The following is a 19,087-nucleotide window of genomic DNA, read 5'->3' on the forward strand; positions in this document are numbered from 1 at the left end:
CGCGCGCCACCTGAGTCCACGTCATGAGACACCCCGCGAGCGCCCGCGCGCCCGTGCCACGATGACGGCGTGACCAGGTCGCTGTTCCCGTGGCGCGACCGCACGATCGACCACAAATTGGTGGCCTCGTGCGGCTGTACCGCCACGCGGCCCGCTGGATCCCTCCGTCGCTGACCATCCCGGCGGGCCGCGCTTCGCTGTCATCAGTTGGCACGAACGAGGAGCCCGCCTTGACTTCCACGGTCGCCGATCTCGATATCCACCCCCGCCTCGACTCTCCAACCCTGCGCGGCTTGATCCACTCCCGGCACCCGCTGTGGACCCCAGCCGAACTGCGCACCCTCACCTCGACCATCGCCGACCGGCTCTCCACCCGCCTCCTCGACGTGGTGCGTTTCGCCAGCCCGCTGCGCTGGTGGACCCGCGTGGCCGTGACCGACGAGGTCGAGGTCTGGCTGCTGTCCTGGCTCCCCGGCCAGGGCACCCTCCCCCACGACCACGGCGGCGCGGCAGGCTCGTTCACGGTGATCATGGGCGAACTCGCCGAGACCTATCGCTATCCCGCGGGCCCGATCCGCAACGCACTCCACACCCAGGGCGCGGCAGTCGCCTTCGGTGCGGGCCGCGCCCACCAGGTGCAGAATCTAGGAACCCGGATGGCCGCGAGCGTGCACGCCTACTCGCCCCCACTGGTGCCCACCCGCGACTACGCCAGCCTCCGCGACGTCCCCGACGAGATCCCCACCCTGCCGACCCAGCGAGCCACCACATGAGCGCCATCGACGACTACCTCGCCCACGCCAGGTCCACTTTGGACCGAGTCGACCCCGCCGAGGCCGACCGACTCCGACAGACGGGCGCCCTGCTGATCGACATCCGCCCCTTCGCCAACCGGCAGGAGGAAGGCGAGATCCCCGGCTCCGTTCCCGTCGAACGAATCCACCTGGAGTGGCGCCTCGACCCCCACGGCGACCACCGCCTCCCCGGCTTCACCGAAGACACCACGGTGATCGTCATCTGCAACGAGGGCTACGCCTCCTCCCTGGCCGCCCGAGACCTCAAGCGCCTAGGACTCCGCAACGCCACCGACCTAGTCGGCGGCTTCCGCGCCTGGAACGCCGAAGGCCTACCCACCAGACCAGGCGGCACCCCCGCCGTCCCGTAACCACCCGCGGACCTGCCAGTCTCCTAACCACCCACAGACCCCACCGGCCCTAGCCACCCGCAGATCCCGCAGCCCCGTAACCACCCGGATCCCGCCTGCCCTAGCCACCGGCAGATCCCGCAGTCCCCTCACTACCCACAGAACCCGCCGGTCCATAGCGACCTGCAGATCCCGCAGTCCAGTACCACCCTCGGAGCCCGCGCGGGCCCTGACCACCCACGGAACCCGCAGTCCTAACACCCGTGGAACCCGCAGTCCCGTAGCCATTCAGCGGAAGCGGCGGTCCCCCGAGTTCCCCTTCGGCGTCGCGCCGGTCACCCATGCGTGGCCTTCGCTGCCGCGACGAACGCCCGGATCAGCTCAGCGTCCTTCAGCCCGCGCGCCGACTCCACACCACTCGACACGTCCACACCCCACGGCCCCGCCGCGGCGATCACCGAGCCGACCGTGTCCGGCCGCAACCCGCCCGCCAAGATCCACCGCCCGGACGGCCGCGCCCCGTCGAGCAACCCAAGATCCCATTGCTCCCCGGAACCCGCGACCTTCGAGTCGAGCAACAGCATGTCCTCGCCGAACGCCCCAACTCGAACGTCCGTCCCGACCTCGAGCGCGTTCGCGCGGACAACCTGCACCGGCAAGTCCGCGAACACCTTGAAGGCCTCCACCGGATAGTCGCCATGCAACTGCACCGCTCCCATCCCGGCGGCCAGCGTGATCTCCGCGGCCTCCTCGGCCGACTGCCCCTTGAACACGCCCACCGTCAGCACGCCACCCGGCACCTCCGAAGCGAGCCGCCGCGCCTCGGACACCGTTACCTGCCGAATGCTCTCCGCGAAGACGAATCCGATCGCGTCCGCACCCGCGTCCACCGTCGCCCGCACATCTCCAGCGGTCCGCAAGCCGCACACCTTGACGAACATTCCCGGGAATGTACCTGCGCACCTACCCCAGCGGTCCCGCCCACCGCCAGACCCCGCCAGTTTCGTCCGCCTACCCGTGGCGCCCCGCGCGCACCCAACACCGCGCAACCCAGCAGGCGCTCCGCGTGGAACGGCATAGATCTCGCCGGCGACACCCGGTGGCTTCGAGAACGCCCCGGTCCCCGGCTAGTTCGACACCTTGACCGACCCAGTCGGTGGTCCCAAGGTCGCACCTAATCGTTCGACCTACTCCACCCTGGCAACCACCTCCCTCCGTGTCGAGGGGAACCTGATGTTCCCGCGTAGCGTCTGCATCCCGTGCGGCTACTTCGAGCGATGCAAGGTCCCGTCTTCCTATCCGTCATCGCCACGGCGGTCACGGTCGCCGTGGTCGAACGGTCGGTGGAAGCGGTAGGCCGAGGCCTCCTCGGCACTCTCGCTGGCCTCCTGGTCGGCCTCCTCTCGCTTCAACTCGGCCTGCTCGTCGGCGCCCTGGCGCTTTCTGTGCGCGTTCACCGAGTGGTAGTCGGCATTGGTGGGCGAATCAAGGATTGGACGACGCCGCGACGTGTCGTCGTCGTCCGCGCGATTCCCCTCTTCCTCTCGGTTTCGGTCGGCCCTGGCAAGGCCCCCGCCCGAAAGCGGATGTGGGGCGCCGCGTTCTCGTCAATGATGTTCGGGCTGATCGTCACTGCCTTGTCTGTTCTCGCCGTCATCGCCACGTTGAGCGCATTCCGCATTGGATTCGCCATCGCATGCTCGTTCGCTGTCGGCCACGCGTTGATCCCGCGCAAGAGCGCCACATCGACGTCCACGGGCTGGCTGGTTCTCCACCTCCCTCGCCTCACCGGCATCCGTGCGCAACAGCTGGATGCGGCTCCGCTGGTCGCGCGGACGGTCGATGCCGCTCAGGACGGCCACCTCGACATCGCCGCGGCGCTTGCGGCTGAACTCCGTGACGACTACCCGGGTCTGCGTACCGCGACCGCGGCGCGAGTGCTCGTCCTCCAAGCCCAGGGGCGTTTCGCGGAAGCGCTGATGGTCGCGATGACGCTCGTCGAGGACCCCGGGCAGACGCCCGCCGAAGCGGCGGTCGCGTTCGCCGCGCTCGGCGGACTCGCCTGCGCCACAGTGGAAGCGGGGCAGCTCGACCCGGAGCTGGGACTCAGCACCGCAGCACAGGCGATCGAGAACGCCACGACCCTCGGCTATCCCAAGCACAAACTGAACGGATCGCGGGCACTGCACGAGCTGCTTTCGGGCAACGCCGAGCAAGCCATCGCCCTCGCACGCCTGGCCGCGGAGCTCGGCGACGACCGCCTGGGGCGCGCCGACGACCTGGCGACGTTGGCTCGGGCGCACATGACAGCGGGAGACAACCGCTCGGCGCGGCAAGCCCTGGCCGAGGCGGAGAAATTGGTGCCGTGGTGGCCGCGGGTCGCAGCTGCGCGGAGTCGACTCGACATCGGCTAACAGTTCGCAGATAACGCACGATGACCTCCTTATCATCAACACGCCGTTCGATCACGTGTTCGACGATACAGACATCATCAGGCGCATGAGCTGCACAAATCGACATTCACTCGATCGAGCGAATATGGTGGCGCGAGCCGGATCGGCGGTGCAAGCATTAATGGCGTCCGGACGATCCGGACGCCATTAATCAGCCAGCCACCTCGATCAACGCAACGGAGGCTTATTAGCAACAACCATTAAGCAAGGACGACCTTGCCCAACTCAGCTTGAGTCGCGAGAAGCTGATGCTTCGGCAGCACTCGAGCCGTGACGCCGAGCGCACCGGCATGCGGAAGCGTCACCTCGGCCGAGTACCGACCATCAGCGACCGGGCGCATGGGCGCGGTCACGACGTCACTGAGTTCATCCGCATCACTCACCCGCCCGACAACAGCCTGCACCTCGACATCGGACGGATCGAGTCCGGCCAGATCGACCGACGCGTGGACGTGCACGCGATCCCCGATCACCGGTGTGTGTCCGTCCTCGAGGGCCAACTCGCAGCTCGTCACCCGGATGTGCGGCCAGGCACCCGCGAGCCGCCGCCGGTATTCCGCCAGATCCTTCGCGACCTGGAATCCATCGGACTGCGCGACAACGCCCGCGGTCGCGGCGGGCGCGTAGTGCGCTTCGACGTACTCCCGAACCATGCGCGAGGCCTGCACCTGCGGGCCGAGCGACTGCAACGTGTGTCGAACCATCGACATCCAGCGGCTGGGCGCCCCGGCTTGGTCGCGGTCATAGAAGAGAGGAGCAACCTGTGATCCGAGCAGTTCGTACAGCGCGGCCGCCTCCAGGTCGTCACGCCGCACGGGGTCGTTGACGCCGTCGGCGGTCGGGATGGCCCAGCCATTGCTGCCGTCGTAGAACTCGTCCCACCATCCATCCCGAATGGACAGATTCAGGCCACCGTTCAACGCGGCCTTCATCCCGGAGGTTCCGCACGCCTCCAGTGGCCGCATTGGATTGTTCAACCAGACGTCGCAGCCCCAGTACAGATAGCGGGCCATCGACATGTCGTAGTCGGGCAGGAAGACGATGCGGTGCCGAACCTGCGGGTCGTCGGCGAAGCGGACGATCTGCTGGATCAGCGCCTTGCCACCATCGTCGGCGGGATGAGACTTACCCGCGACGACGAGTTGAACGGGACGCTCCGGGTGGAGCAGGAGGGCACGCAGGCGCTCGGGGTCGCGGAGCATCAGCGTGAGCCGCTTGTAGGTCGGCACCCGGCGAGCGAAGCCGACCGTGAGCACATCCGGGTCGAAGACGGAGTCCGTCCAGTTCAGCTCGAGCGCGGAGGCGCCACGCTGCAGCCAGGCGGCGCGCACCCTGCGGCGGACCTCCCCGACCAGGCGCTCGCGCAAGCCACACCGGAGCCGCCAAAGCTCGGTGTCGTCCAGCGCGTCGACCGCGGCCGCACCGTCCTCGGACGATGCGTCGCCGAAGGCGGTGGACATCTCCCGCGCCGCCCAGGTGGGGCCGTGGACACCGTTCGTCACCGACGAGATCGGCACCTCATCGGTGTCGAACCCGGGCCACAGGCCACCGAACATGGATCGGCTGACGGCGCCGTGGAGTTTCGAGACTCCGTTGGCGCGCTGGGCGAGACGCAGGCCCATGTGAGCCATGTTGAACATGCCCGCGTTGTCTTCGGCGCCCAGCGCCAAGATGCGGCGAAGATCAATACCAGGAAGGAGGGATTCATCGCCGAAGTAGTGCTGGACCAGATCCACCGGGAACCGGTCGATCCCCGCGGGGACAGGTGTGTGGGTCGTGAACACAGTTCCCGCGCGGACCACTGACATCGCTTGGTCGACTTCGAGGTTGTTTCCGGAGACGAGCTCGCGGAGTCGTTCCAAGCCAAGGAAACCGGCGTGGCCCTCGTTGGTGTGGAAGACCTCGGGCTGCGGAGTTCCGGTCAGCTCGCAGTAGGTGCGGACGGCGCGGACACCGCCGATTCCCGCCAGGATCTCCTGGCGGATCCGGTGGTCCTGGTCGCCGCCGTAGAGCCGGTCGGTGACGCTTCGCAGGTCGTCGGAGTTCTCTTCGATGTCGGAGTCCAGCAGCAGCAGCGGCACCCGGCCGACCTGGGCTTTCCAGATCCTGGCGCGCAGGATGCGCCCACCGGGCATCGCCACGTGAACCAGGATGGGCGCCCCGGACGGCTCGGCGAGGGGTTCGAGCGGCAAGCCGCTCGGGTCGATGATCGGGTAGTGCTCGACCTGCCAGCCATCGAGGGAAAGGGATTGCCTGAAGTAACCAGACCGATACAGCAGACCGACGCCGATGAGCGGCACCCCGAGGTCGGACGCGGCCTTCAGGTGATCGCCTGCCAGGACGCCGAGTCCACCCGAGTAGTTCGGGAGCGCCTCGGTGACGCCGAACTCCATCGAGAAGTAGGCGATGGAAGCGGGGAACCGGGTGCCGTTGAGTTCCTCGCCGCGGCGCTGGTACCAGCGGGGCTCCTCCATGTACTGCCGGAGGTCGGCCGAGATCGCGCGCACTCTGTCGAGGAACTCTTCGTCGGCGGCCAGGCGGTCCAGCCGTTCGGCCGGAACCTGCGCCAGCAGGTGCAGCGGGTCACCACCGACCCGCTGCCAGATGTCCTGGTCGACGGCGGCGAACAGGTCTTGGGTGGGCGGGTGCCAGGTCCACCGCAGGTTGGTGGCGAGCGTGCCGAGATCGGCAAGCTGCTCCGGAAGACCGGCACGGACGGTGAATCGGCGTACGGCTCTCACGGAGGACGACCCTAGCGGCCACGCTGGATCGAGCAAGCCACCCCAGGGGACGCCGACCCCCAGATCGCGCGACCACACGCCGAAAGGCGCAGGTGAAAGGAGGTTTGACCACGCGAAGACTCGACACCGATCGATTCAGCGACGCACCACCAGCGCGGCGGAAGGCCGCGGGGCGCCGAGGCGGCTGAGCGCTCCGGGGCGCTGGCCCTGTGCTTGGGCTGCCGAGCACCAGACCTGCGGATGCGGGTAGTGGGCAACGGCAGGGCACGGGCACCGGGCGGTGCGGGGGGCGCGAACTGCCGGGGTGCGCAGGCGAGAGGTGCGGGCGCGCTGACACCGGCGGTGCGCAGTGCGTTGTCGCAATGCAGGGAGACGGCTGCCGGACGTGGGCGCCTGGGCACGGGGCACGGGGCACGGTTCTCGGGGCACCGGGCACGGCGCGGTGGGGCATGGCGCACGGCGTGCGCGTGAGAGCACGGCTTGCGGTGCCGCACGGCGCAACGCGGCACGGCGGGTGACACGGCGCGACGGGGCACGGCACAGCACGGCGAGAGGGCGGCACGGCGCGGTGCGCAGCGCACGTTGCGTGCGCAGTGCGGTGCGGGCACGGCACTGCGCGGCGCGGGCGCCCGGCACAGTGCGTGGCGCGGCGCGCGTGGGTGCGGGCTGCGGCTGCGGCTGCGGCTGCGGCTGCGGCTGCGGCTGCGGGCGAGTTGGCCGAGTGTGGGGTTGGTGTGTGTGGTGGTGTGTGCGGTGCGGGGGTGGGTGTTTGGGGGGGTAGGGGTCGAGGGTGTGGGAGGGGGCGGGAGGTGTTCGTTGCGTGGGGCTGGATCGAGCAAGGCAGACTGGGGGGAGGCAGCCGAAACGAGAGGAGCCTGACCGGTGAGCGGTCGGCTGGGTATCGACGATGTCTCCCCGATCGTGGCGTGTGGGCGCTATCCGGCGAAAGGGGTGGTGGGCGAGCACATTCCGATCCGGGCGACCGTGTGGCGAGAAGGCCATGACGCCGTCGCCGCGACTGTTACGTGGCGGGGGCCTGGGGATGTGAAGGCTCGGCGGACCGCGATGCGGATGGAGGCCGAGGATCGGTGGGTGGCCGAGGTGGTGCCCGATCATCCCGGATTGTGGACGTACCGGGTGGACGCGTGGAGTGATCCATGGGCCACGTGGCGGCACGCGGTCGAGGTGAAGGTGGCGGCGGCGCAGACCGCTGACGAGTTGGCCAATGATCTTGAGGTCGGCGCGCGGCTGCTGGAACGGGTGGCGCGCAGGCCGGATCGGAGTGGGGACCGGAAGCTGCTGGTGTCGGCGGCGCGGGCGTTGCGGGATGGTGGGTTGCCGCTGCCGGCGCGGATCGCGGAGGCGTTGTCGGAGGCCGCGAAGCGGGTGATGACGGCGCACCCGGTTCGGGAGCTGATCACCAAGGGGCGGCCGCTGCAGCTGCTTGTCGACCGGAAGGCCGCGCTCTACGGGTCGTGGTACGAGTTCTTCCCGCGGTCGACCGGGGGTGTGGACGCCGACGGGCGGCCGGTGCACGGGACGTTCGAGACCGCCGCCAAAGAACTGGAGCGGGCGGCGGACATGGGGTTCGACGTCGTCTATCTGCCGCCGATTCATCCCATTGGCGCGGTCAATCGGAAGGGGCCGAACAACAGCGTTCTGTCCGCTCCGGGGGACGTCGGGTCGACGTGGGCGATCGGGTCGGCTGAGGGTGGGCACGACGCGATCCATCCCGAGTTGGGGACGTTCGAGGACTTCGACGCGTTCGTGGCCAGGGCGAAGGAGCTCGACCTTGAGGTCGCACTCGACTTCGCCTTGCAGTGCGCGCCGGATCATCCCTGGGTCGAGGCGCACCCCGAGTGGTTCACGACGCGGCCGGACGGGTCCATCGCGTACGCGGAGAACCCGCCGAAGAAGTACCAGGACATCTATCCGATCAACTTCGACAACGACCCCGAGGGCCTCTACGCCGAGGTGCTGCGGGTCATCCTGCTGTGGGTCGACCACGGGGTGCGCATCTTCCGGGTCGACAACCCGCACACCAAGCCGCCGGACTTCTGGGAGTGGCTGATCAAGCAGGTCAAGGACGTGGCCCCGGACGTTCTTTTCCTGTCCGAGGCGTTCACCCGGCCCGCGCGGCTCTACGGGCTCGCGCGGTTGGGGTTCACCCAGTCCTACACGTACTTCACGTGGCGGACCGGGAAGCAGGAGCTGATCGACTTCGGGGTCGAGCTGGTCGAGCACGCCGATGAGGCGCGGCCCAACCTGTTCGTCAACACGCCCGACATCCTGCACGCGTCGCTGCAGTACGGCGGGCCCGCGATGTTCGCGATCCGGGCGGCGCTGGCCGCGACGCTGGCCCCCACCTGGGGCGTGTACTCCGGCTTCGAGCTGTACGAGCACGAAGCCGTCCGCGAGGGCAGCGAGGAGTACCTCGACTCGGAGAAGTACCAGCTCAGGCCGCGTGACTACGCCAAGGCGATGGCCGACGGCCGGTCGTTGCAACCGTGGATCACCCGGCTCAACGCGATCCGGCGGACCCACCCGGCGCTGCAGCAGCTGCGCACGCTCCGGTTCCACCACGTGGACAACGACGCGCTGATCGCGTACTCAAAGGTCGATCCCGCGACCGGCGACACCGTGGTCACCGTGATCACCCTCGACCCGAACGCCGCCCAGCAGGGCACGCTGTGGCTCGACCTGGCCGCCATCGGGCTCGACCCGCACCGCACCTACACCGCCCACGACGAGGTCTCCGGGCAGACCTGGCAGTGGGGGTCGGCGAATTTCGTCCGGCTCGACCCGTGGCAGGCGGTGGCGCACATCGTTCACGTTCGGCGGTGAGGGTTCACCTGTCGGGATCGGTGGTACCGCCACATCAAGAGCAGGCAGCGCCACGCTGACCAGGCGCTCCGTTCGTGGTACGCATTGTCGAACGGCGACTATCACGAGGGCGACTCAGCATGACGGTTCACGACGCGACCGCGCCGGACGCGGCACTCGGGCTTGACGGAATCCCGCACACGGGCGAGGCGATGACCGACGACGGTCATCTTGTCGAGCCCCAAGCCGAGGACTTCCGCCATGCCCGAACCGTTCCGACGGATCTGCACTGGTACAAGAACGCCGTCTTCTACGAGGTCCTGTGCCGCGCGTTCAACGACTCCGACGGCAACGGCACCGGCGACCTGCGCGGCCTCGCCGACAAGCTCGACTACCTGCAGTGGCTGGGCGTCGACTGCCTCTGGCTGCCGCCGTTCTACGCGTCCCCGCTGCGTGACGGTGGCTACGACATCAGCGACTTCCGCGCGGTGCTGCCCGAGTTCGGCACCGTCGACGACTTCGTCCACCTGCTCGACCAGGCCCACCAGCGCGGCATCCGGGTGATCACCGACCTGGTGCTCAACCACACGAGTGACGCCCATCCGTGGTTCCAGGAGTCCCGGCAGCACCCGGACGGCCCCTACGGTGACTACTACGTCTGGTCCGACACCGACGAGGCGTACTCCGACGCCAGGATCATCTTCGTCGACACCGAGACGTCGAACTGGACCTACGACCCGGTGCGCGGCCAGTTCTACTGGCACCGCTTCTTCTCCCACCAGCCCGACCTCAACTACGAGAACCCCGAGGTCGCCGAGGCGATGCTCGACGTGCTGCGGTTCTGGCTGGACATCGGCATCGACGGCTTCCGGCTCGACGCCGTGCCCTACCTGTTCGAGGAAGAGGGCACGAACTGCGAGAACCTGCCGCGCACCCACGAGTTCCTGAAGCGCTGCCGCAAGGTCGTCGACGACGAGTACCCCGGCCGGGTGCTGCTCGCCGAGGCCAACCAGTGGCCCGCCGACGTGGTCGAGTACTTCGGCGACGGTGACGGCGACGAGTGCCACATGGCCTTCCACTTCCCGCTGATGCCGCGGATCTTCATGGCGGTGCGCCGCGAGTCGCGGTTCCCGATCTCGGAGATCCTGGCCCAGACGCCCGCGATCCCCGCGGCCGCCCAGTGGGGCATCTTCCTGCGCAACCACGACGAGTTGACCTTGGAGATGGTCACCGACGAGGAACGCGACTACATGTACGCGGAGTACGCCAAGGACCCGCGGATGAAGGCCAACATCGGCATCCGCAGACGCTTGGCGCCGCTGTTGGACAACGACAGCAACCAGATGGAGCTGTTCACCGCTCTTCTGCTGTCCCTGCCCGGCTCGCCCGTCCTCTACTACGGCGACGAGATCGGCATGGGCGACAACATCTGGCTCGGCGACCGCGACGCCGTCCGCACGCCGATGCAGTGGTCGCCGGACCGCAACGCGGGCTTTTCCCGCTGCGACCCGGCCCGCCTGTACCTGCCCGCGATCGCCGACCCGGTTTACGGCTTCCAGGCGGTCAACGTCGAGGCGCAGATGAACAACACCAGTTCGCTGCTGCACTGGACCCGCCGGATGCTCCAGGTCCGCAAGGAGCACCCGGCTTTCGGCCTCGGCGACTTCACCGAGTTGGGCGCGTCCAACCCGAGCGTCCTCGCCTACCTGCGCCGCCACGAAGACGACGTCGTGATCTGCGTGAACAACCTGTCCCGTTTCCCCCAGCCGGTGGAGCTGCACTTGGCCGACCACGCGGGCTGGGTTCCGATCGAGCTGACCGGCGGGGTGCGCTTCCCGCCGATCGGTGAGCTGCCCTACCTGCTGACGCTGCCCGGACACGGCTTCTACTGGTTCCAGCTCACCCCCGAGGAGGGCGAAGGACCGTGAGCACCCGTCCCCAGCACGCCGTCGAGTCCTTGGCCGACGACCTGCGCGAGTGGCTGCCGACGCAGCGCTGGTTCGCCGCGAAGGGCGCCGAGGTGGTCGACCTCCGGGTCGACCGCGCCGCGATGCTGGCCCCCGGTCTGATCCACGCCCTGATCGACGCCGACGGCGACGTCTACCAGGTGCTGATCGGCGTGCGGGACGAGGTGCCGGAGGGCCCGGTGATCGGCAGACTCGGCGAGTCCTACGCCTACGAGGCGACCCAGGACCCCGAGCTGATGGCGGTGCTGCTGGAGCTGATGGCCGAGGGCCGCACCGAGGGCGGTGTCCGGTGGACGCCCGAGGTGGAGCTGGTCACGGGCCTGCGCGCGCGGCCGATCGGGGTCGAGCAGAGCAACACGTCGATCGTGTTCGGCTACCACTACATCCTCAAGCTGTTCCGCCGCCCGTACCAGCCGCCCAACCGTGACGTCGAGTTGCACCGGGCGCTGCACCGGGTCGGCAGCACGCAGGTGGCCGAGCCGGTGGCCGTGGTGGAGACCGACGACCTGGTGCTCGGGTTCGCCCAGCGCTACCTGGCCGACGCCGCCGAGGGCTGGGCGACGGCGACCGCGAGTGTGCGCGACCTGCTGGCTGAGGGCGACCTCCACGCCGGTGAGGTGGGCGGCGACTTCGCGGGCGAGTCGGCGCGGCTGGGTGCCGCGGTGGCGCAGGTGCACGCCGACCTGGCGGCCGCGCTGGGCACCGAGGTCGTGAAGGCCGACCGGGTCAACGGCGAGGCCGAGTCGATGCACGGCCGGTTGGACGCGGTGCTGGCCGCGGTCCCGGCGCTGGCCGAGCACGAGCCGATGCTGCGCGCGGCGTTCGACGCGGTCCGTGCGCTGCCCGACGGCGTCGAGGTCCAGCAGATCCACGGCGACCTGCACCTGGGCCAGGTCCTGCGGACCACGGCGGGCTGGGTGCTGATCGACTTCGAGGGTGAGCCCGCCGCGCCGCCCGAGCTGCGGATGGTGCCGCGGTCGCCGCTGCGGGACGTGGCGGGGATGCTGCGGTCGTTCGACTACGCGGCCTGGCAGCTGCTGGGCGCCGACGACGACCACCAGCGCGCGACCAGGGCCGCGGAGTGGAGCGACCGCAATCGTGCTTCTTTCTGCGAGGGCTACGCCTCGGTCGCGGGCGCCGATCCGCGGGACAGCCCGGTGCTGCTGCGGGCATTCGAGCTGGACAAAGCGGTCTACGAGGTGGCCTATGAACACCGCAACCGGCCGGACTGGGTTCGCATACCGCTCGCCGCCTTGCGCAGATCGTGAGGTTTCGGGCGGGGCGGATCGTGGTTAACCTGATCGACAGGGAACAAACGCGACGAACAGGATCGAGGTGGCCTGCATGCGGATCTCGGATGTGTTGCGTGGCAAGGGCGCGAGTGTGGCCACCGTTGATCCTGGCACGACAGTCGCCGGGCTGATCAGAGCGCTAGCCGAACACAACGTGGGTGCCCTCGTGGTCGTCGACAACGATTCCGTCGTCGGGATCGTCTCCGAGCGCGACATCGTGCGCAGGCTCAACGAGCACGGCGGCGACCTGCTCAACGCCACCGTCGCCGAAATCATGACCGCGGACGTGGTCACCTGCGTCCCGGAGGACAGCGTCGACAGCCTGGCCTCGACCATGACCGAGCGCCGGATCCGGCACATGCCGGTGGTCGTCGACGGCAAGCTCACCGGCATCGTCAGCATCGGCGACGTCGTGAAGGTGCGAATCAGCCAACTCGAGACAGATCGAGATCAACTGCAGTCCTACATCGCCCAAGGATGAGACCTTTTGGTTTCTGAGATCGAGCGCCTGCTCGCGGGTGCCCACCACGATCCCCATTCGCTGCTCGGCGTCCACCCGGACCCTGGCAGACCCGGTGGGGGCGTGGTGCGGACCCTGCGTCCGCACGCCAAGGGCGTGACGGCGCTCGTCGGGCCCGACCGCTACGACCTCGACGACCTCGGCGGCGGGCTGTTCGAGGCCACGCTGCCCGAGCGCCCGGACGAGTACCGGCTGGAGGTCGACTACGGGGCCGACCCGCTGGTCGTGGACGACCCGTACCGCTGGCTGCCGACCCTGGGCGAGCTTGATCTGCACCTGTTCGGCGAGGGGCGGCACGAGCGGCTGTGGGACGTCATGGGCGCGCGGGTGCGCACCTACGACACCCCGTCGGGGCCGGTCAGCGGCACGTCGTTCGCGGTGTGGGCGCCGACGGCGCGCGGCGTGCGGGTGTGCGGCGACTTCGACGGCTGGGACGGGCGGGCGACGCCGATGCGGTCGCTCGGGTCGTCCGGGGTGTGGGAGTTGTTCGTGCCGGGGGTCGGGGCCGGGACGCGGTACAAGTTCCGCATCCACGCCGCCGACGGCTCGTGGCACGAGAAGGCCGACCCGATGGCGTTCGCCACCGAGGTGCCGCCCGCGACCGCGTCCGTTGTGTCCATTTCGGACTACGAGTGGGGCGACGCGGACTGGGTCGAGCGCCGCGACGCCACCGACTGGAGCCGGGCGCCGATGAGCGTCTACGAGGTGCACCTCGGCTCGTGGCGGCAGGGCCTCGGCTACCGGGAGCTCGCCGAGCAACTCGGCGACTACCTGGCCGAGCACAACTTCACCCACGTCGAGCTGCTGCCGGTCGCCGAGCACCCGTTCGGCGGGTCGTGGGGGTACCAGGTCACGTCGTACTACGCGCCGACGTCGCGGTTCGGCGGTCCGGACGACTTCCGGTTCTTCGTCGACACGCTGCACCAGCGGGGCATCGGCGTGCTGGTCGACTGGGTGCCCGCGCACTTCCCGCGCGACTCGTGGGCGCTGGCCCGGTTCGACGGCGGGCCGCTGTACGAACACGGCGATCCGCGGCGCGGCGAGCAGCCGGACTGGGGCACGCTGGTGTTCGACTTCGGCCGCCCGGAGGTGCGTAACTTCCTGGTCGCGAACGCGCTGTACTGGCTGGAGGAGTTCCACGTCGACGGGCTGCGGGTCGACGCCGTCGCGTCGATGCTGTACCTCGACTATTCGCGCAACGACGGCGAGTGGCTGCCCAACATCCACGGCGGCCGGGAGAACCTGGACGCGGTGGCGTTCCTGCAGGAGCTGAACGCGACCGTCTACAAGCACCACCCTGGCACGGTGATGATCGCCGAGGAGTCGACGGCGTGGCCAGGCGTGACGCGGCCGACGCACCTCGGTGGGCTCGGGTTCGGCTTCAAGTGGAACATGGGCTGGATGCACGACACGCTGCGCTACACCAGCCACGATCCGGTGCACCGGGCGTTTCACCACAACGAGTTGACGTTCTCGCTGATGTACGCGTGGAGTGAGAATTTCGTGCTGCCGCTGTCGCACGACGAGGTCGTGCACGGCAAGGGCTCCCTGTGGACGCGGATGCCGGGCGACGACTGGAACAAGGCGGCTGGGCTGCGGGCGCTGCTGGCGTACATGTGGGCGCACCCCGGCAAGCAGCTGCTGTTCATGGGCGGGGAGTTCGGGCAGGTCAGGGAGTGGTCGGAGGGGCGGTCGCTGGACTGGGACCTGCTGGACGACCCGCTGCACCTGGGCGTGCGGTCGCTTGTCGCGGACCTGAACGCGGTGTATCGGGAGAGCCCGGCGCTGTACGGGGCGGACACAGGGCCTGAGGGGTTCTCGTGGATCGACGCCAACGATTCCGCGGGGAACGTGATCAGCTTCGTGCGGTCGGCGGGCGCGGAGGAATTGGTGTGTGTCGCCAACTTCGCCGGGATGCCGCATCACGACTACCGGGTGGGGCTGCCGCGCGGCGGACGGTGGCGCGAGGTGCTCAACACGGACGCGTCGGGGTATGGCGGGTCGGGTGTGGGCAACTACGGCGGGGTGGACGCCGAGGACGTGCCCTGGCATGGGCGGCAGGCATCGGCCAAGCTCCAACTGCCTCCCCAGGGCGTCCTCTGGCTCGCCCCGGAGTGATCCCGCCTGCCCGCGGACGGCTGTGAGCTGCTCGCGGGACCGTTCTGGCCCGGTGGCCTGCGGGCTGGGGCACACTGGAGCCGTGCGCTCCCTGCTTGGTCATCGTGTCCGGCTCTCGCTGGCCCTCGTGCTGGTGGTGGCCGTCACCGCCTGCACGACCACCGTCCCCGGCACCCCCGTCGGCCAGGGCACGGTCATGTCCAGGGACGAGCCGGGCAATCCCGGCGGCGTCGACCCGTCCTTCGTCGAGAACACCGACAAGGGCGAGATCGACCGGCTCGCCGCCACGGTGATCACCGATGTGCGGGCCTACTGGGAGCAGGCCTTCCCCGACACCTTCGGCAAGGAGTTCACCGACCTCAAGGGCGGCTACTTCTCCGTCGACACCTCCGACGCCGAGAGCCAGGCGCCGCCCTGCACCGACAAGGCCAACGACGTCGAGGGCAACGCCTTCTACTGCCCCTCCGCCGACATCATCGCCTGGGATCGGGCCGCGCTGCTGCCGGTGCTGCGGGACCGGTTCGGCGAGGCCGCGGTGATGCTGGTGCTGGCCCACGAGTACGGCCACGCGGTGCAGAACCGGACGGGCGCCGGGCTCGACCAGCGCAGGGAGAACCCCAAGAAGTTCCCCACGATCCTCATCGAGGCCATGGCCGACTGCTACGCGGGCTCGTTCGTCCGCTGGGTCGCCGACGGCAAGGCCGAACACCTGAACATCGCCAAGGAACGGCTGGACTCCGCCCTCGAATCGCTGATCAGCTTCCGCGATCCGATCGGGACCGAGCAGACCGACCGCGGCGCGCACGGCGACGCGTTCGACCGGGTGTCGGCGTTCCAGGACGGCTACGAGAAGGGCGTCGACCTGTGCGCCAAGATGACGGTCGACAACCGGACCTTCACCCTCAGCGGCTTCATCGACGCCGGTGACCAGGCGCGCGGCGGCAATCTGCGGTTCGACCAGATCGTCGAGTCGATCTCGCCGAAGCTCAACGAATACTTCGCCGCGCTGATGGCCAAGTCGGGCAAGACGTGGACCGAGCCGAAGGTCAGCACCGTCGGGCAGGCCCCGCAGTGCGGCGGCGGCAAGCAGGGGCCCGTCGCGTACTGCCCGGACGGCGGTCGGGTCGAGGTGGACAACAAGAAGGAACTCCCGAAGATCCACGCCGACATCGGCGACTTCGCCACCGGCGCCCTCATCGCCAGCCGGTTCGGGGTGGCCGCGCTGGCCATCGCGGGCAAGCCCACCGACGGGGCCGACGCGCAGAAGTCGATCGTGTGCCTGGCGGGTGCGTTCACCGGCTCGCTGTTCGCCGCCGAGCAGCGCTTCCTCTCCCCCGGCGACCTCGACGAGGCCGTGCAGGTCCTCCTCGACTACGACTACGCCGCCCGCGACGCCAAGGGCGCGTCGATCGACGCGGGTTTCGACCGCGTCACCGCCTTCCGCGACGGCTTCACCCAGGGCGGCGAGAAGTGCGGTCTCACCTGACATGTCCGGATCGGCGCACGACGATCCGGACTCCCCAGTAGGGTGCAGCCAGGCATAACGGGTGGGAGTGAACGTGCGGATCAGGATCGCGGCGACGCTGGCGGCTGCGGCCATGCTGGCCACGCAGCTCGGTGGCTGCGGCAAGACCATCACCGGCACCCCACGCGCCGTCGGTGACATCGACGCGGGCACCGCGGCGGGCATCCCGATCGACAACTCGAAGCCCAGTGGACCCAAGCAGGGCGTGGGCAACGCCGAGTTCACCGTCGACAACGCCGACAAGGGCGAGATGGACCGGCTCGCGGTCAACGCGCTGGCCGACATCTACGACTACTGGACCGAGCGGATGCCCGCCGACTTCGACGGCCAGAAGTTCGAGCCACTCAAGCGACTCGTCTCGTACGACTCCAACGGCACCGCGCTGAAGGTGTGCAACGCGTCGACGGCGAAGTCGGTCAACGCGTTCTACTGCAGCCTCGACGACAGCGTGTCGTGGGACCGCGGCGTGCTGCTGCCGATGCTGGACAAGCAGTTCGGCCCGATGTCGGTTGTCGCGGTGCTCGCCCACGAGATGGGCCACGCCGTGCAGTTCCGGCTGGGCAAGAAGAGCAACATCGGCCAGGGCACGCCGACGATCGTCAAGGAACAGCAGGCCGACTGCTACGCGGGCGCGTTCTTCCGGCACGTCGCCGAGGGCAAGGCCAAGCACTTCGAGATCAACGTCGGCAAGGGCCTCAACCAGGTGCTCGCCACGATGTTCTTCATCCGCGACCCGGCTGGCCTGTCGGCCAACAAGCAGGGCGCGCACGGCCTGGCGTTCGACCGCGTCTTCGCGTTCCAGGCGGGCTTCACCGAGGGCCCCAAGCGCTGCGCGCGGATGGACCCCGCCGAGATCAACAGCCGCATCGCCGAGAAGGAGCGCGACGAGCAGGACGAGGAGGTCGGCGGCCAGGTCGACGTCGCCACCCAGAAGAACCAGGGCTTGCTGCGCAAGAGCCTGGACGAGGCATTCAAGCGCACCGGCGCCGCCCCGCCCGAGATCAAGGACAGCGGCGCGAAGTGCGCCGACGGCACCTCGACGCCGCCCGCGACGTACTGCGCGGAAGAGAACGTGGTCTCCATCGATCTCAAGGCGCTGAAGAAGATCGCCACGCCGCCCAAACGCGGTCAGGAACCGGGTGAGGACGGCAACGGCATCGGCGATTTCGCCGCGTTCGCCGAGATCGCGTCGCGGTACTCGCTGTCGATCCAGAAGTCGGTGGGCGCGAACATGGAGGGCGAGAAGGCCGGCCTCCGCACGGCCTGCCTGACCGGCGCCTGGGCCGCGTTCACCGTCGACAAGGTCCCCGGCGACGGCGACGGCGGCCTGCACATCGCCGTCGGCGACCTCGACGAGGCGGTGGCGGAGCTGCTGCAGGACAGCAGCCTGATCGCCGCCGACGTCAAGGGCGTGCAGATCCCGTCCGGCTTCGCCCGCGTCGAGGCGTTCCGGGTCGGCTACTTCGACGGCGACAAGGGCTGCGCGACCCAGTTCAGCTGAGACGACAAAGGAGCCCCGGCGCGCTGCCGGGGCTCCTTTTGCTGTCTCAGTACAGCGCGCTGGCGAGGTCGCGGCGGGCCTTGGCCACCCGCGGGTCGTCGGCGGCGAACAGGTCGAACAGCGACACCAGGTGGGTGCGGGCCTTGTCGCGGTCGTCGCCCGCGGTGCGCCGCACCGTGTTGATCAGGCGGGTGAAGGCCACCTCCACTTGCTGGCCCGCCAGTTCCAGGTCCGCGGCGGCGACCTGGGCGTCGACGTCGTCCGGGGACATGTCGGCGCGGACGATCACCGACGGGTCGGTGGCCTCGGTGCGGGCGAGGAACTCGACCTGGGCGAGGGCGGCCTTGGCTTCCTCGTTGCCGGGTTCGGCGTCGAGGATGGACTGGTAGGCGGCGGCCGCGGCGGTGTAGTCGCCCTGTTCGAACGCGGTCTCGGCGGCGATGAAGCGCTCGTCCTCCGGCTCCGGTTCCGGCGCGGCGGCGCCCGCCGGGGCGGCTTCCTCGGCGGCGCGGATGCCGGGCATGCGGTCGCGGAGGGCGTCGAGCAGGCCGCCGATCCACTGGCGGAGGCGCTCCTCCGGGGGGACCTCGGCGAATGCCTCGACCGGCTGGCCCGCGGCGATCGCCACGACCATCGGCACCGACTGGGCGCCGAAGAGCTGGGCGACGCGGGGGCTGGTCTCGACGTCGACCTTGCACAGCCGCCACGCGCCGTTGTACTCGGCGACCAGGCGGTCGAGCAGGGTGAGCAGCTGCTGGGACTGGGCCGACCAACTCGCGTGCAGCGCGACCAGCACGGGCACGTCCATCGACCGCTCGACGACCTCGGTCTGGAACGTAGCCTCGGTCACGTCGGTGGCGAACGCGCTGGTGGGCGCCGGAGCGGCACCGGTGGGAGCCTTGGCGGCGGTGTCCGCCCGGGCCTTGAGGGCGGACAGGTCGACGGCCCGGGAGAGGGCGGCAGACAGGGCGGCGGTCTGGCGTGGATCTGGCCTAGTCACGGT

At 69.4% G+C, this 19,087-nt stretch carries 13 protein-coding genes; 10 read left to right on the forward strand and 3 right to left on the reverse strand.

Going from position 1 to position 19,087, the window contains the following annotated elements; all coding sequences use genetic code 11:
- The first annotated feature begins 230 nt into the window (after positions 1 to 230).
- Positions 231 to 773, forward strand: a complete 543-nt coding sequence (locus tag ACSHT8_RS16455; RefSeq protein ID WP_436501896.1) for a cysteine dioxygenase — start codon at positions 231 to 233, stop codon at positions 771 to 773.
- Positions 770 to 1,165, forward strand: coding sequence for a rhodanese-like domain-containing protein (locus tag ACSHT8_RS16460; protein WP_436501897.1), 396 nt, complete (start codon positions 770 to 772; stop codon positions 1,163 to 1,165). Before ACSHT8_RS16455 ends, ACSHT8_RS16460 begins: the two co-directional genes overlap by 4 nt.
- Before the next feature lie 314 nt (positions 1,166 to 1,479).
- Here the strand turns inward: ACSHT8_RS16460 and ACSHT8_RS16465 are convergent, their stop codons facing one another.
- A complete protein-coding gene (locus tag ACSHT8_RS16465; RefSeq protein ID WP_436501898.1) occupies positions 1,480 to 2,085 on the reverse strand; it encodes a phosphoribosylanthranilate isomerase in 606 nt (201 codons plus the stop codon).
- Positions 2,086 to 2,421: 336 nt separating this feature from the next.
- On the opposite strand from ACSHT8_RS16465, the gene ACSHT8_RS16470 reads away from it, so the two are divergent.
- Positions 2,422 to 3,558, forward strand: coding sequence for a hypothetical protein (locus tag ACSHT8_RS16470; protein WP_436501899.1), 1,137 nt, complete (start codon positions 2,422 to 2,424; stop codon positions 3,556 to 3,558).
- A 239-nt stretch (positions 3,559 to 3,797) separates the two neighbouring features.
- On the opposite strand, the gene glgP is transcribed toward ACSHT8_RS16470, so the two are convergent.
- Positions 3,798 to 6,338: an alpha-glucan family phosphorylase gene (glgP, locus tag ACSHT8_RS16475; protein ID WP_436501900.1), complete on the reverse strand. Its 2,541-nt coding sequence runs from the start codon at positions 6,336 to 6,338 to the stop codon at positions 3,798 to 3,800.
- Between the two features lie 882 nt (positions 6,339 to 7,220).
- Between glgP and ACSHT8_RS16480 the strand changes: the two genes are divergently transcribed.
- The 7 genes from ACSHT8_RS16480 to ACSHT8_RS16510 all read left to right on the forward strand — a co-directional run bounded on the left by ACSHT8_RS16480 (position 7,221) and on the right by ACSHT8_RS16510 (position 18,084).
- A complete protein-coding gene (locus ACSHT8_RS16480) occupies positions 7,221 to 9,182 on the forward strand; it encodes an alpha-1,4-glucan--maltose-1-phosphate maltosyltransferase (RefSeq protein ID WP_436501901.1) in 1,962 nt (653 codons plus the stop codon).
- A gap of 119 nt (positions 9,183 to 9,301) precedes the next feature.
- The gene (treS, locus tag ACSHT8_RS16485) at positions 9,302 to 11,089 is read left to right on the forward strand and encodes a maltose alpha-D-glucosyltransferase (RefSeq protein WP_436501902.1); all 1,788 of its coding nucleotides are present in this window, start codon (positions 9,302 to 9,304) and stop codon (positions 11,087 to 11,089) included.
- Positions 11,086 to 12,396, forward strand: a complete 1,311-nt coding sequence (locus ACSHT8_RS16490) for a maltokinase N-terminal cap-like domain-containing protein (RefSeq protein ID WP_436501903.1) — start codon at positions 11,086 to 11,088, stop codon at positions 12,394 to 12,396. The genes treS and ACSHT8_RS16490 overlap by 4 nt, the downstream gene beginning before the upstream one ends.
- Before the next feature lie 76 nt (positions 12,397 to 12,472).
- Positions 12,473 to 12,901, forward strand: a complete 429-nt coding sequence (locus ACSHT8_RS16495; protein WP_436501904.1) for a CBS domain-containing protein — start codon at positions 12,473 to 12,475, stop codon at positions 12,899 to 12,901.
- Between the two features lie 6 nt (positions 12,902 to 12,907).
- Complete coding sequence (gene glgB, locus ACSHT8_RS16500) at positions 12,908 to 15,058, forward strand: 1,4-alpha-glucan branching protein GlgB (RefSeq protein WP_436501905.1); 2,151 nt, start codon at positions 12,908 to 12,910, stop codon at positions 15,056 to 15,058.
- An 82-nt stretch (positions 15,059 to 15,140) separates the two neighbouring features.
- Complete coding sequence (locus ACSHT8_RS16505) at positions 15,141 to 16,544, forward strand: neutral zinc metallopeptidase (protein ID WP_436501906.1); 1,404 nt, start codon at positions 15,141 to 15,143, stop codon at positions 16,542 to 16,544.
- A 112-nt stretch (positions 16,545 to 16,656) separates the two neighbouring features.
- Entirely contained in the window at positions 16,657 to 18,084 is a 1,428-nt protein-coding gene (locus ACSHT8_RS16510; protein ID WP_436502083.1) for a neutral zinc metallopeptidase, read from the forward strand.
- A gap of 46 nt (positions 18,085 to 18,130) precedes the next feature.
- Here ACSHT8_RS16510 and ACSHT8_RS16515 read toward each other — a convergent pair whose 3' ends face one another.
- Positions 18,131 to 19,084 (reverse strand): co-chaperone YbbN, encoded by a 954-nt coding sequence (locus tag ACSHT8_RS16515; protein WP_436501907.1) that lies wholly within the window; start codon positions 19,082 to 19,084, stop codon positions 18,131 to 18,133.
- Positions 19,085 to 19,087: the final 3 nt, after the last annotated feature.

It is taken from the genome of Actinokineospora sp. HUAS TT18 (genome assembly GCF_051364635.1).
In the GTDB taxonomy this organism is placed as follows: domain Bacteria; phylum Actinomycetota; class Actinomycetes; order Mycobacteriales; family Pseudonocardiaceae; genus Actinokineospora.

Coding starts and splice junctions, on each gene's coding strand:
- ACSHT8_RS16460 (WP_436501897.1), top strand. CDS start 770: ATGAGCGCCATCGACGACTACCTCGCCCACGCCAGGTCCACTTTGGAC.
- ACSHT8_RS16465 (WP_436501898.1), bottom strand. CDS start 2,085: ATGTTCGTCAAGGTGTGCGGCTTGCGGACCGCTGGAGATGTGCGGGCG.
- ACSHT8_RS16470 (WP_436501899.1), top strand. CDS start 2,422: ATGCAAGGTCCCGTCTTCCTATCCGTCATCGCCACGGCGGTCACGGTC.
- treS (WP_436501902.1), top strand. CDS start 9,302: ATGACGGTTCACGACGCGACCGCGCCGGACGCGGCACTCGGGCTTGAC.
- ACSHT8_RS16495 (WP_436501904.1), top strand. CDS start 12,473: ATGCGGATCTCGGATGTGTTGCGTGGCAAGGGCGCGAGTGTGGCCACC.
- ACSHT8_RS16510 (WP_436502083.1), top strand. CDS start 16,657: ATGCTGGCCACGCAGCTCGGTGGCTGCGGCAAGACCATCACCGGCACC.